The organism is Martinezella hainanensis, assembly GCF_900094555.1.
GTDB classification, from domain to species: Bacteria; Pseudomonadota; Alphaproteobacteria; order Rhizobiales; family Rhizobiaceae; genus Rhizobium; species Rhizobium hainanense.
Window position 1 is genome coordinate 252,572 of record NZ_FMAC01000003.1, and the last position, 12,820, is coordinate 265,391.

A 12,820-nucleotide genomic window follows, 5' to 3' on the forward strand; every position below is an offset into this window, starting at 1 on the left:
TGCCGACCAATCGGATCAGGAGTTCGTACCCGGCAGGCTGTAGGCCTGCTGGAAATAACGCCTGAAGGCGAGCATGGGCTGACTGAATTCAACATTGGCGCGCCAGGCCAGCCCCACATCCATGGGCGGAACCGGATCCTGAATGTTCACGGTCTCGATGCGCCGCCCCTCGAGTGACCAAGGGCGATGCACCATGTCTGACAAAATGGCGACGCCGAGGCCGTTGGCCACCATCGATCGCACTGCTTCGATCGAACTGGTCCGTAACAGAACTTTCGGCTGATAGGGGCTTCGGCTCCAGTATCGCAGCGAAGAATGGGCTGCTTCATCCACCGTCAGCATAATGTAGGGCTCTTCGGCGATTTCACGCAGGCCTATGCCGTCGCGCCGCTGCAGGTCGTGGCCGGCCGGAAGCCAGAGGCGCCTCACCGAGCTCAGAAGCGTTTCGGTCGTCAGCATCGGATTGAGAATGTTCGATGTCAGCAGCACCGAAATATCATAGCGATTGGTCAGGAGCCCTTCTTCGATCGACTCGCGATTGACCTCGTAAAGCTGGATTTTCAGTTTCGGATAGAGGCGGCGGATGCGCTCGATATGCAGCGGCAGGAAATAGCCGATGACGGTATAGGTGGCGGCAACGACGAGCTCTCCCTCGATATCGCTGCTGACCAGATTGAGATGAGTCGCTTCATCGACCTTTGCCAGGATCTCATAGGCATGCGACAGGAATTGCCGGCCGGCCGTGGTCAGCTCCATGCCCTGCGGCGTGCGATTGAACAGTGACACGCCGACCGTCAGTTCTAGATCCTTTATTGCCGCGGTGACGGCCGACTGCGAGATCGACAGGTTCACTGCAGCATGTGAGATCTGCCCGTACTCCGCTGTTGCAACGAAATAGCGGAGTTGCCTTAGGCTCAGGCTCACGAGAATTCTCCCATCTATTTATCTGAAAACAGCCGCGATTAATCAGATTTCATGGATCAAAAACGAGCTGACTTCGATAAATCCTTGCGCAATTTTTATATAATACTGATATTATTGAATATTTTCTGGTGCAATTTTGAGCGCCTGTATCAGTTTATCAGATAATAAAACTTTGAAAATTGTATTTTTCAAAGGCCATCTTTGTCTCTAGCGTTTTCGTATCGGTCCTGAGCGGGACGAAAGTGCGAGGGAAGGCATTTGAAGGAAGCGGTCGATATCAATTGCGACATGGGGGAGGCTTTCGGCCGTTGGCGGATCGGCGACGCGCATGACGAGGAACTTATCTCGCTTATCAGCTCGGCCAATATCGCCACCGGCTTTCACGCCGGCGATCCCAATCTCATGGACGAGACCGTGCGGATGGCGGCCGCTCATGGCGTCGGTGTCGGTGCCCATCCCGGCTATAACGATCTCCAGGGTTTCGGGCGGCGCAAGATCAACGGCACCAGTCGGGAGCTGGTCAACGATCTGGTCTACCAGGTCGGCGCGCTGCGGGAATTCGCCAGGCGCTACGGCGTGCCGGTACAGCACGTGAAGCCGCATGGCGCCCTCTACATGGAACTGGCGGCAAACCCGGATCTGTCGCAGATCTTCATACAATACATGCGCACCGCAGCGCCGAACATGTTCGTCTTCTGCATGGATGGTTCCGCCACCTGCCTTGCGGCCGAAGAGGCCGGCCAACCCGTCGTCCGCGAATTCTATGCTGACCGCGATTATGGCGATACCGGCTGGATCGTCTTTACCAGGGATGCCGGTCGTCCCGATCCCAAGGCGATCGCCCGCAAGGTCGTGAGAGCCTGCACGGAAGGTATTGTCCGCACCGTCAACGGCGCGGATATTCCGATCGCGTTCGATTCCATCTGTTTTCATTCCGATACTTTGGGTGCGCTCGATATCGTGCGCTACATGCGCGAGGCCCTCATTGCCGAGGGTATAAGAATTGCACCCGTTTCACAGATTTTGAACAGCGACGCAGCGCGGAGGTCCCATGAGCAAGCTTGAGATCAGATCACCCCTTCCGGGAACTTTCTACAGGGCTTCCTCTCCGGACACGCCGCCCTTCAAGGCTGACGGCGACGCCGTTGCCGCGGGCGATACGATCGGCCTCATCGAGGTCATGAAGACCTTTCAGCAGATACCGGCCGGGCTCGATGGCAAGAACATCACCTTCCTCGTCGACAATGAAGAGCCTGTCATGGCCGGCCAGATCATCGCGGAGGTGGACCCATGACCATCCGTTCCGTCCTGATTGCCAATCGCGGCGAGATCGCCGTCAGGATCATAAAGGCCGCCAAGGCGCTCGGCATTCGCACCGTGCAGGTCCATAGCGCGGCGGATGCCGATATGCTCGCGGTGAAGCTGGCCGACGAGGCGATCAATATCGGTTCGCCGGCGCCGAAGAAATCCTATCTGAACATCGAGGCCATCGTTTCGGCGGCACGCGCCGCCGGCGTGGATGCCGTTCACCCCGGATATGGGTTTCTGTCAGAAAACGGAGATTTTGCCGATGCCGTCGAGGCGGCCGGCATGATCTTCATCGGACCGAGTGGCGAGGCCATCCGGCTGCTCGGCGACAAGGTGGCGGCGCGCGCGATTGCCGCCCGCGCCGGCGTGCCGACGGTGCCGGGAAGTGATGGTCGCGTTGCCGATATCGGTGCCGCGGAGGCGATCGCCGAACGGACTGGTTTTCCTCTGATGATCAAGGCGGCGGCCGGTGGCGGCGGACGTGGCATTCGCATCGTGCAGTCTCTGGCCGAACTCAGGGAGCAGTTTCCGCTTGCTTCGGCGGAGGCGGCAGCCGCTTTCGGCGATGGTGGCCTCTACATGGAAAAGGTCATCACTCGCGCCCGCCACGTCGAGGTGCAGATCTTTGGTGACGGACGGAATTTCGTGCATTGCTTCGAGCGCGAATGCTCGCTGCAGCGACGACGTCAGAAGGTGTGGGAGGAAGCGCAGGCCTTCCTGCTGCCGGATGACGTGCGGCAGCGCCTTTGCGCCAGCGCCGTGGCCCTTGCGGCGGAGGTCGGCTATCGCGGCGCGGGGACGGTCGAATATCTCTACGAAGAGGATAGCAGGCAGTTCTACTTCATCGAGGTGAACACGCGCATCCAGGTCGAGCATCCGGTGACGGAGATGATTACCGGCATCGATCTGGTGCAGGAGATGTTCAAGGTGGCGGGTGGGGCGCCCTTGTCGCTGTCGCAGTCCGATATTCGGGTTCGCGGCCACGCCATCGAGTGCCGGATCAATGCCGAAGACCCAGCCAAGGGCTTTCTGCCGGCGCCGGGCACTGTGACAAGATTGTCCATTCCGGAAGGCGAGGGTATCCGTTTCGATACGATGCTTTATGCCGGCTATACCGTGCCGCCCTTCTATGATTCCCTTCTCGGCAAGCTGATCGTCTGGGCCGAGGATCGGAATACCTGCCTCGACAGGCTGGCGAGCGCTCTTTCCAATCTGACGATCGAAGGCTTGCCGACGACGATTCCTCTGCACCTGGCGCTCGCCCGCGACCCATCGGTGCGCAAGGGCGCATTCCACACGCGTTTTCTCGAATCCTGGCTGGAGACCGATTTTGCTGCGGTTAACGGCATAGCCGCGGAGGTTGCCTGATGCCAGCTCGTTTTACGTTCGGAGGTGACGAGCATCTCTTTGTCGAATGCAGCGACGAGATGTCGCTCGAAGCTTTCTTCAAGAGCCTGTCGATGGCCAAGGGGGTGCGCGAGAGCGCCATCAAGGGCATCACCGAAATCTGCCCTGCCAATGCGTCTTTTCAGATCAAGTTCGATCCGGACCTCATCAAGCCGGATGATCTCCTGCGAGAGGTCAGGGCGATCGAGGGGGCGGCCGAGAAGGCAGAGCCCGTGATCACGACCCGCATCGTCGAAATCCCGGTCTTCTACAATGACCCCTGGACGCATGAGACCCTGATGCGCTTCCGCGAGCGGCATCAGGAGCCGACAGGCACCGATCTCGACTACGCCGCCAGGATCAACGGCTATGACGCGGTGAAGGATTTCATCTCGGCGCATGCCGGATCCCCGTGGTTCGTCTCCATGGTCGGCTTCGTTGCCGGTCTGCCGTTTATGTATCAGATGGTGGAGCGGCAGCGGCAGATCGAAGTGCCGAAATATCTGCGCCCGCGAACGGATACGCCGCGGCTGACTGTGGGACATGGCGGCTGCTTCGGCTGCATCTATTCAGTGCGCGGAGCAGGCGGCTATCAGATGTTCGGCATCACGCCGATGCCGATCTTCGACCCCACGCAATCGACGAGCTACCTGCGCGATTTCATGGTGTTCTTTCGCCCCGGCGACATCGTGAAGTTCCGGCCGATTGATCGCGACGGCTACGACCAGGCGGTTGAGGACGTTGACAAGGGGCACTTCGCTCCACCGATCCGCGAGGTTCGTTTCGACCTTCGGCAGTACCAGGCAGATATCGACGGATACAACGCCAAGCTGGAGGGCACGCTATATGGCCATTAAGGTTCTTCATCACGGCCTTTCCACCACCATTCAGGATCTCGGACGGCCCGGCTACTTTCATCTCGGCATTCCCGTCGGCGGCGCCATGGATCGTTACGCCATGCGGGCGGCAAATCTTCTGGTCGGCAATGATGAGGGCGCTGCCGGGCTCGAGGCCGTGTTCATGGGTCCCAAGCTCGAATTTCTGGACGATGCGCTGATTGCGGTCACGGGTGCCGACATGCCGGTCAGAATCGATGGCGAGCTGCAGCCGGGATGGACCGCGCTCGAGATCAAGGCAGGGCAGATCGTAAGCTTCGACTTTCTGAAATCCGGCGCGCGGATCTGCATTGCAGTATCGGGTGGCATCGACGTCCCCGAAGCTTTGGGCAGCCGATCGACTTATGCGATCGGCACCCTCGGTGGCCTGAACGGCAGGGCCATCGCCGCCGGAGACGAGCTTCCCGTCGGTCCCGGCTCGATGGCAAGTGCGGGCCGGTCCGTTTCGGAAGAGTTGCGCCGCAAACCCGGCACGCCGGCAGAGCTCAGGGTCTTGCCAGGGCTGTATTGGGATCGACTGACGGAAGAGACAAAGAGCAACTTCTTTGCCGATCAGTGGAAGGTGGCGCCGGAGGCCGATCGCATGGGCTATCGCTTCCGCGGCGGCCGCAAGCTCGAATTCGTCGAACGCAAGCAGCCATTCGGCGCGGGCTCCGACCCCTCCAATATCGTCGACAGCTGCTACCCCTATGGTTCGATCCAGGTGCCGGGCGGAACGGAGCCGATCATCCTGCACCGCGACGCCGTTTCCGGCGGCGGCTATTTCATGCTGGGAACGGTGATCTCCGCCGATATGGATCTGATCGGGCAATTGCAGCCACATACGCCGACGCAGTTCGTAGAAGTTACCATGGATCAGGCGCTGGCGGCGCGGGCGGATCGGCAGGCGTTGCTTGCGCGCCTTCGTGCGGCTCTGGCTTAGAGGGTCAAACGCATGGCCGCTTTCATGATCCGACACTTCCCGAACAGATGGAACACGGCCGGGATCGACCGTGCCTCACTCGAGAACGCGGGTCAGATAGGCGGCCGTCACGCCGGGGCCGGGGATGATAGCGACGATCTTCATTTGTGCGATCGTCCGGTTAACGGAAGCCTCGAGATGGCTCTCCATCATCGCCGCCGCCGCCTTCACCGCGCCCCGCAGCAGCAGTTCCACGATCAGGCGCAGCTCCGTGATGATGGCGGGGTCGCCGGGCAGGCCAAGCCGCCGCAGCAATCGTTCCGTTGCCGTGACAGGCAGCAGGTTGTTGCGGATGGATTCCTTCAGCCGCTCATTCGGCGTCGCGAGGATGCAGATATCGATGAAGTCCGCATGGATGGTTTCCTGCGCTGCCAGATGATCAGCCGCCTCGCGCCGCTCGAGATCGCTAAGGCGCAGAAACAGGTCGTTCAGCCGTTCCCGGTCGACCCGACCGGCGCCGGCGATCAGGGCCTGCGGTTCCAGCATGCCGCGCAGACCGTAATGATCCTTGATCATCTGCGCCGTCAGCGGGCCGGCGATCCAGTGGGACGACTGGTTCTTGCGCACGAGACCGCGTTCGCGCAGACGGGTCAGCACGTCACGCACGACGGTACGGCTGACGTTGAAGTGGTCGGCAAGCTCGATCTCGATGATGCGATACTGGCCGAAGACAACACAGCCGGCGACATCAGCCTCGACGGTATTGTAGATGCGCTCCCAGGAGGAGCGGCTCTGCAAGGCCTCGTCGGCATGGCGCGGGATGGTCAGGCCAAGCGTCTTGATATCGGTGCGGTTCGGCTCGATGCCCCGACCGGCGGGGCCGACGAGATAGCCGCGCCCGTCGAAGCGATGCACCAGGCCTTCGCTTTCCAGCGTCTGCAGTGCCCGCTGCACGGGCGCGCGCGAGATCTGCAGGATATCGGCGATCGGACCTTCGAGCAGCACCACGCCTTGTGGCAGCGTATGGTCTTCGATGTTGCTGCGCAGAACATCCTCGGCGATCTCGTAGCGCTTTTGCGCATTGGGGCGCGCACGGTCTTCGGTCATCTGATGCAATGGACTCACGTCGTTCTGATGCCTCACTCTTACGCGTTTTGTTGCGCTAACATAGCGCAAAAATAAATGAATATTGAATACAAAATATGTTTTTAAATCGCGATTTTGATTGACGCGTTGCGACATCAGTCAGTGCTCGTGGTCGCGAGACGTGCTTTTTGCTGAATGACTATTGAGCGTAAGTGCCGCGATCGGTACTTGCCGTAGGCGTTTTTCTGTCGAATTTACGCAATGGTTGCAGCCTTTATGTCTTTCACTTTTCTTCGGACGCAATTTATCAATTTTAAGATCTGGCTTTTAGAAAAAAGTCTATTGAATACAAAAATCATTTATGTAATGCTCTCAACATCAAGACGCTCGTCAGAAGCGCCGCAGGTGGAACTCTTTGAAACGCCAAGGAACATCTCTTTGACGCGCATGTGATCATGCGCGAGTGCAGACCAGCGTCTGGTGTCCGGATCGATGCGATCCCGGCGATGGCGATGCTTTGCCTAAAGGATGGTCCTTGCCTGGAAACTGGTGGGAAATCGGTGTCGACCGTTCTTCAACTCAGCCAAGTCACCAAGTCCTATGGCGCGTCAGCCGCACTGGACAGGGTGGATTTTTCTTTGCCCGACAACGCCTACATCTCGCTGCTCGGCCCGAGCGGCTCCGGTAAGACGACGCTGCTGCGCGTCATCGCCGGCTTCGAGGAGCCGGATGCCGGCTCGATCCTCTTTCACGGTAAGCGGCTTGATGGCGTGGAGCCACATGACCGCGGCATCGGCTTCGTCTTTCAGAACTTCGCTCTGTTTCCGCATCTTTCCGTCGCCGAAAACGTCGCTTTCGGCTTGCGCAACCGCAAGGTCGATCCTGTGACCGATCCGCGCGTTCTGGCGAACCGGGTTCAGGACATGCTGTCGCTTGTCGGCCTCAAGGGGTTTGACGATCGTGCGGTCACGCAGATTTCCGGCGGCCAGCGCCAGCGCGTCGCCCTGGCACGTACGCTGGTGACGGAGCCGAAGATGGTGCTGCTGGACGAGCCGCTGGGCGCGCTCGATGCCAATCTGCGCGGCCGCATGCGCAACGAGCTCAAGACCATCCGCGAGCGCTGCGGTGTGACCTTCCTCCATGTGACAGGCAGCGAGAGCGAAGCCCTGGCGATGGGGGATCTGGTGCTTGTGCTTGATCGCGGCCGCATCGCCCAGGCCGCCGCTTCCGATGTCGTCTACAATCGTCCAGCGACCGCAGCGGTCGCCCGCTTCCTCAACTGCTACAACCTCTTTGCCGGCGATGTCGTCGAGGATGCTTTCGTCGGACCGGCCGGCCGCTTTCCTTTGAATGGATCGCGCAGGAAGGCGCCGCAGCCGGCATACGCGATCCGCTACGATCGCGTTTCGATCCGTCTTCGCGGCGCAACACTCTCGGATGACGAGGTAGGTATCGAGGCCGATTTCATCGCCAGCGAATATTCAGGCGCGGCGGTCAATTCCTTCTTTGCGCTCGATGGCGGCCACGTCTTCGAAGTCGAATCCCATCTGAGCCACGCCCGTCCGCCGGTCTTTGTCGAGAAGGACCGCTATGCGCTCGTCTGGAAGAAGGAGGACGCCCTTGTCTTCGGTTGATGTGAGCCCTTCGAAACCTTCCGGACCCTCCAAGGAGAGCGAGATATGACCATGGTCGCGACAAGCGAGGAAGCCGCGCAGGAAAGCCCAACCGTGCGCCGGAAATCGAACAAGACGCTCTGGCTCCTGGCCCCGGGCATGATCTGGATGGTCGCTTTCCTCGTCCTGCCCATCCTGATGATGGTCTATGTTTCCTTCTGGACGCAGACGACCTTCAAGATCGAGCCGACGCTGACCTTGCAGAGCTGGATCACCTTCCTGACAAGCGCCACCTATCTCGGGGCGCTCTGGACAACCATCCGCATCTGGCTGCTGGTGCTGGTATCGACGCTCGTCGTCGGCTATCCGGCGGCGCTCTTCGTCGGCCTCCTCATCAAGAACAAGACGCTGCAGACGGTGCTTCTCGTGCTCTGCGTCATCCCATTCTGGACCTCCTTCCTTATCCGCGTGCTTGCCTGGCGGCCGATGCTCGGCACCGAGGGCGCGATCAACATGATCCTGATGAATCTGGGCGTCATTCGGCAGCCGATCGAGGTGCTGTTGTTTTCGGAACTGTCCGTCATCATCGGCATGACGCAGATCTACTGCGTCTTCATGGTGGGGCCGATCGCGTTCATGATGGGTCGCATCGATGGCTCGGTGATCGAGGCGGCCCAGGATCTCGGCGCGAGCTTCTGGCGCATCTTCCGTACGATCATTCTGCCTCTTTCCATGCCGGGCGTGGTGGTCGGCGCGATCTTCGTTTCCGTCATGGTTCTTGGCGAATTCGCAACGTCTGCCGCCCTCTCCGGCCGCAAGGTCAATCTGCTTGGCAATATTATCGTCACCCAGGTCGGCTCGCTGAAATGGGCCTTTGCCGCCGTCGCCGGCGTCGTCCTGACAATCATCATGGGTGCGGTTGTCGCAGCCCTGCTCAAGGTCGTCGACCTCAGAAAGGAGCTTTGATCATGAATGCTGGCGGCATCAAGCTCGGCCTGGGCGTCTATACGACCCTCTTTCTGATCTTCCTCTACGGACCTCTCGTGGTTCTGGCGATCCTGTCGTTTCAGACCGGTCCGGAGGGCGGTCCGCAATTCCCGATCATCGAATGGTCGACCTATTGGTACCGGCATCTCTTCGGTCTGACGCCGCCATCGCGCATCGCGCCCTTGCCGATCGACCAGGCGCTGATCCGCTCGCTTTTACTGGCGCTGATGACGATGATCGTTTCGACCGTGCTCGGCGTCATGTCCGCCCAGGCTTTTCGTCGCAAGTTCCGCGGCTCGGGCGTGGCCTTCTATCTGATCGTTCTTGGCATGATGGTGCCGGGCGTGCTCGTTGGCCTCGGCATGGCTCTCGTCGCCAATGCTTTCGGCATCGATCGTCACTGGTGGAGCACGGCTTTCGTGCTACATGTCGTCTATACCTTCCCCTTCGCCTTCCTGGTGATGCTCGCGATCTTCAACCGGTTCGATCCGAGCATGGAGGAAGCATCCTGGTCGCTCGGCGTCACGCCGGCGCGCACCTTCCGCAAAGTCACGTTCCCGCTCATCTTCCCGGGCGTGCTCTCGGCCATGCTGTTTGCCTTTACGCTCTCCTATGACGAGTTTTCGCGCACCCTGTTCGCCTCCGGCCGCGAGCTGACGCTGCCGCTCGCCATCTACGGCACCTTTTCTGTCGAGGTGCATCCGAACGTCTTTGCCTTCGGCGTCCTGACCACGCTGTTTTCCTTCGCGCTGCTCGGCACCTACGCGATCCTGATGGGCCTGTCGGTCCGACGCGCCAAGCGCGTCCGCATCCAGGAGGACGCGTGATGGTGCAGTGGGGTTCCGCGATCGTTACAGGTGCTGGCTCCGGTATCGGCCGCGCCATTGCGCTGCGCCTCGGCGCTGACGGCTATGCGGTTCTGGTCAATGACCTCTCAGGCGAGCGTGCCGAGGCTGTCGCCTCGGAGATCCAAAGGGCGGGCGGTGCGGCGACCGCGATCGCCGGCGACGTCGCCCGACCCGAGGACGTGGCGGCTATTCATGCCGCCGCCAAGACCTCGCACGGCGGCGACGTCGCCCTTCTCGTCAACAATGCCGGCATCGCGCATCAGGCGGCATTCGAAAACCTCGAACTTGCGGATTTCGACCGGATGTTTGCGGTGCATGTGCGCGGCACCTTCCTGATGACCAAGGCCGTTCTGCCGTCGATGCTGGCGCGTGGCGAGGGCGTCATCGTCAATGTCGCCTCGCAGCTCGGGCAGATCGGCGGCATCGAGCTGGTTCATTACTCCGGCGCCAAGGCTGCGATCATCGGGATGACCAAGGCGCTGGCCCGCGAGGTTTCCAGCCGCGGGGTCCGCGTCAATGCCGTGGCTCCCGGACCGATCAACACGCCGCTGGTGCTCGGCCTTTCCGAAGAGTGGCGCGAACGCAAGAAGCGCGAATTGCCGCTCGGCCGCTTCGGCGAGCCAGAAGAGGTGGCCGCGACCGTAGCGTTCCTGGCGTCGCCGGCAGCAAGCCTCTTCGTCGGCCAGACGCTCGGGCCGAATTCCGGCGACGTGATGCTCTGAAGGAGAAAAGCAGATGGATAGTTTAGAGAAGCGGGTTGTCATCGTCACGGGCGCGGGCATCGGCATCGGCCAAGCGGCAGCCAAGGCGTTTGCCGCGCTCGGCGACCATGTCGTCGTCACCGACATCCTCGAGAAGGAAGGCGAACAGACGGTTCGCGATATTCTCGCCGCCGGTGGCTCGGCCGAGTTTCATCTTTACGACGTGCGCTCGACGGAAGCGGCGAACCAATTGGTGGCCCATGTCGAGGCGCGCTTCGGCAAGATCGACATTATCGTCGCCAATGCCGGCATCGCGCATCGCACCCCCCTCGAAAAACTCACCGACGACAAGTGGGACCTGACCATGGATGTCGATCTGAAGGGCATCTTCAAGCTGGTGCGTGCTGCCGTACCCGGTATGCGCGCCCGCAGATCGGGGAGCATCGTCGCCCTCTCTTCGATCATGGGCGTGGCCTATGGCTGGGACGAGCATGTCCATTATTCGGCGGCGAAATCCGGCGTCGTCGGGCTGGTGCGCGGGCTTGCCGTGGAACTGGCAAAGGACGGCATCAGGGTCAACGGTATCGCTCCCGGCTACATCCGCACGGCACAGCTTCTTTCGGAAGAGAATTCGCTCGGCCCCGCCGGCGCGGAAAAGGCGGCGGAGTTCATTCCGATGGGCCGGCTCGGCGAACCGCAAGATATCGCCGACGTGATCGCATTCCTCGCCTCGAACGGCGCGAGATACATGACCGGCCAGGTTCTGGTCGTGGATGGTGGCCTCCTCGTGGGGCGGTACTGATCGCCCCCGGTCCGGCAACAGCCGGGCAACAGGCGATATGGCAATGAAATAGGCCCGCAAAGGGTTCAGGGAACAGCAATCAGCACTGGAGAACAAAATGTCCAAAATGGAAATGAACAGACGCTCTCTATTGAAGCATTCCGCCGGCGTCATGGCGCTCGCGATCGGGGGCGGCACGCCCTTCCTGTCGTCGCGGGCGGCCTACGCACAGGCTGCCAACCTTGCCAAGGAGCAGCTGCGCACCATCGGCCTTTCGGTGACGGTTCAGGAGCGTATCCTCGACGATTTCCGCAAGGTGAGCGGCGTCGGGCAGACCTCCGGCACGGCTGCGACCTTCCCGGATGCGCAGACCAAGATCCTTTCCGGCTCCAAGGATTACGATTGCTGGGAGATCATCGGCGAGCGCCTGCCGTCGATCGTCATGACCAACAATGTCGAGCCGGTGCCGGCAGCCTCCTTGAAGAACTGGGCCAATATCCGCGATACCTTCACCACGCCTTCCGACAAGTGGGGGCCGAAGCAGCAGATCGTCGGCCAGATCTGGGCCGATGATGCGAAGACCACGCTCAACATGGTGCCCGCCGTCTATAACTATGACTCTATCGGCTACAATCCGGACGTTCTCTCGGCTGAAGAAGCCAACACCTGGTCGGCGATCTTCGATCCGAAGTGGAAGGGCAAGTCCGGCCTCAACACCGATCCGCTGATCGCCTTTGGCCAGGCCATCATGGCCATGAACACGCTCGGCCTTCTGAGTGTCAAGAATCCCGGCAATCCGAGCACGGCCGAAATCGACGAGGCGGCGAAATTCCTCGTGTCCAAGAAGAAGGACGGGCAGTTCCGTGCCCTCTGGGGCGATTTCGGCGAACTGGTCAACCTGATGGCATCTGGCGAAATGGTCGTCTGCGACGCCTGGCAGCCGGCTGTCATGGCGGTCAAGGCCCAGGGCAAGGCGTGCAAATATGCCGTTCCGAAGGAAGGCTATCGTGGCTGGGCGATCGGCCCGTCGATGATCGCAGGCACGCCGAACAAGGAAGCCGTGATCGCCTATGCCGATTACTGGCTCTCGGGCGAGCCCGGCATCACGGTTTCCGAGCAGGGCTACTATTCGCCATCGACCAATATCGAGAAGGTCATGGCGCCGGACAAATATGCCTTCTGGTACGAGGGCAAGCCCTGGGTCGGCGCCGCCGAGCGTGGCATCAAGGAAGGCGACCTGCGCGATGGCGGCTCGCTGGCCGAGCGCGCCAAGAACGTCGCCTACTGGCACCAGTGGCCGGACGAATACGACCATCTCGTTCAGAAGTGGGATGAATTCCTCAATGCGTGATGCGGTGGCGTCCGCCATCCATTCTCAGCTCTGCGAGG

Annotated in this window: 13 protein-coding genes; 11 read left to right on the forward strand and 2 right to left on the reverse strand. The window is 60.7% G+C overall.

The genetic code is table 11. The features are described from left to right. Window positions 1-15: 15 nt before the first annotated feature. Complete coding sequence (locus GA0061100_RS11725; RefSeq protein WP_075852878.1) at window positions 16-924, reverse strand: LysR family transcriptional regulator; 909 nt, start codon at window positions 922-924, stop codon at window positions 16-18. Window positions 925-1,182: 258 nt separating this feature from the next. Here GA0061100_RS11725 and GA0061100_RS11730 point away from each other — a divergent pair, with 258 nt between their 5' ends. From GA0061100_RS11730 to GA0061100_RS11750, 5 genes are read left to right on the forward strand one after another with little or no spacing between them, the layout of a single operon-like run. Next, window positions 1,183-1,989 carry a 5-oxoprolinase subunit PxpA gene (locus tag GA0061100_RS11730; protein ID WP_075852879.1) on the forward strand — a complete coding sequence of 269 codons (807 nt, stop codon included), beginning with the start codon at window positions 1,183-1,185 and terminating at the stop codon, window positions 1,987-1,989. Then, complete coding sequence (locus GA0061100_RS11735) at window positions 1,976-2,218, forward strand: acetyl-CoA carboxylase (RefSeq protein ID WP_047635610.1); 243 nt, start codon at window positions 1,976-1,978, stop codon at window positions 2,216-2,218. The genes GA0061100_RS11730 and GA0061100_RS11735 overlap by 14 nt, the downstream gene beginning before the upstream one ends. Further along, on the forward strand, window positions 2,215-3,600 hold the full coding sequence (locus tag GA0061100_RS11740) for an acetyl-CoA carboxylase biotin carboxylase subunit (protein ID WP_075852880.1): 1,386 nt from the start codon (window positions 2,215-2,217) through the stop codon (window positions 3,598-3,600). Before GA0061100_RS11735 ends, GA0061100_RS11740 begins: the two co-directional genes overlap by 4 nt. Beyond that, window positions 3,600-4,475, forward strand: coding sequence for a 5-oxoprolinase subunit B family protein (locus tag GA0061100_RS11745; RefSeq protein ID WP_075852881.1), 876 nt, complete (start codon window positions 3,600-3,602; stop codon window positions 4,473-4,475). Before GA0061100_RS11740 ends, GA0061100_RS11745 begins: the two co-directional genes overlap by 1 nt. After that, entirely contained in the window at window positions 4,465-5,436 is a 972-nt protein-coding gene (locus tag GA0061100_RS11750) for a 5-oxoprolinase subunit C family protein (protein ID WP_075852882.1), read from the forward strand. Before GA0061100_RS11745 ends, GA0061100_RS11750 begins: the two co-directional genes overlap by 11 nt. A gap of 75 nt (window positions 5,437-5,511) precedes the next feature. On the opposite strand, the gene GA0061100_RS11755 is transcribed toward GA0061100_RS11750, so the two are convergent. Then, window positions 5,512-6,522, reverse strand: a complete 1,011-nt coding sequence (locus GA0061100_RS11755) for a GntR family transcriptional regulator (protein WP_075852883.1) — start codon at window positions 6,520-6,522, stop codon at window positions 5,512-5,514. 539 nt (window positions 6,523-7,061) lie between these two features. Here GA0061100_RS11755 and GA0061100_RS11760 point away from each other — a divergent pair. From GA0061100_RS11760 to GA0061100_RS11785, 6 genes are all read left to right on the forward strand, one after another. Then, complete coding sequence (locus GA0061100_RS11760) at window positions 7,062-8,135, forward strand: ABC transporter ATP-binding protein (RefSeq protein WP_075852884.1); 1,074 nt, start codon at window positions 7,062-7,064, stop codon at window positions 8,133-8,135. A 45-nt stretch (window positions 8,136-8,180) separates the two neighbouring features. After that, window positions 8,181-9,080, forward strand: coding sequence for an ABC transporter permease (locus tag GA0061100_RS11765; protein ID WP_075852885.1), 900 nt, complete (start codon window positions 8,181-8,183; stop codon window positions 9,078-9,080). A gap of 2 nt (window positions 9,081-9,082) precedes the next feature. Beyond that, window positions 9,083-9,928, forward strand: coding sequence for an ABC transporter permease (locus GA0061100_RS11770; RefSeq protein ID WP_075852886.1), 846 nt, complete (start codon window positions 9,083-9,085; stop codon window positions 9,926-9,928). After that, window positions 9,928-10,671: an SDR family NAD(P)-dependent oxidoreductase gene (locus tag GA0061100_RS11775; protein WP_075852887.1), complete on the forward strand. Its 744-nt coding sequence runs from the start codon at window positions 9,928-9,930 to the stop codon at window positions 10,669-10,671. The genes GA0061100_RS11770 and GA0061100_RS11775 overlap by 1 nt, the downstream gene beginning before the upstream one ends. Before the next feature lie 13 nt (window positions 10,672-10,684). Next, window positions 10,685-11,452, forward strand: a complete 768-nt coding sequence (locus GA0061100_RS11780; RefSeq protein ID WP_075852888.1) for an SDR family NAD(P)-dependent oxidoreductase — start codon at window positions 10,685-10,687, stop codon at window positions 11,450-11,452. A 97-nt stretch (window positions 11,453-11,549) separates the two neighbouring features. Continuing rightward, window positions 11,550-12,782, forward strand: coding sequence for an ABC transporter substrate-binding protein (locus GA0061100_RS11785; protein WP_075852889.1), 1,233 nt, complete (start codon window positions 11,550-11,552; stop codon window positions 12,780-12,782). Window positions 12,783-12,820: the final 38 nt, after the last annotated feature.

Coding starts and splice junctions, on each gene's coding strand:
- GA0061100_RS11740 (WP_075852880.1), top strand. CDS start 2,215: ATGACCATCCGTTCCGTCCTGATTGCCAATCGCGGCGAGATCGCCGTC.
- GA0061100_RS11745 (WP_075852881.1), top strand. CDS start 3,600: ATGCCAGCTCGTTTTACGTTCGGAGGTGACGAGCATCTCTTTGTCGAA.
- GA0061100_RS11735 (WP_047635610.1), top strand. CDS start 1,976: ATGAGCAAGCTTGAGATCAGATCACCCCTTCCGGGAACTTTCTACAGG.
- GA0061100_RS11775 (WP_075852887.1), top strand. CDS start 9,928: ATGGTGCAGTGGGGTTCCGCGATCGTTACAGGTGCTGGCTCCGGTATC.
- GA0061100_RS11750 (WP_075852882.1), top strand. CDS start 4,465: ATGGCCATTAAGGTTCTTCATCACGGCCTTTCCACCACCATTCAGGAT.
- GA0061100_RS11770 (WP_075852886.1), top strand. CDS start 9,083: ATGAATGCTGGCGGCATCAAGCTCGGCCTGGGCGTCTATACGACCCTC.
- GA0061100_RS11785 (WP_075852889.1), top strand. CDS start 11,550: ATGTCCAAAATGGAAATGAACAGACGCTCTCTATTGAAGCATTCCGCC.
- GA0061100_RS11780 (WP_075852888.1), top strand. CDS start 10,685: ATGGATAGTTTAGAGAAGCGGGTTGTCATCGTCACGGGCGCGGGCATC.
- GA0061100_RS11765 (WP_075852885.1), top strand. CDS start 8,181: ATGACCATGGTCGCGACAAGCGAGGAAGCCGCGCAGGAAAGCCCAACC.
- GA0061100_RS11755 (WP_075852883.1), bottom strand. CDS start 6,522: ATGACCGAAGACCGTGCGCGCCCCAATGCGCAAAAGCGCTACGAGATC.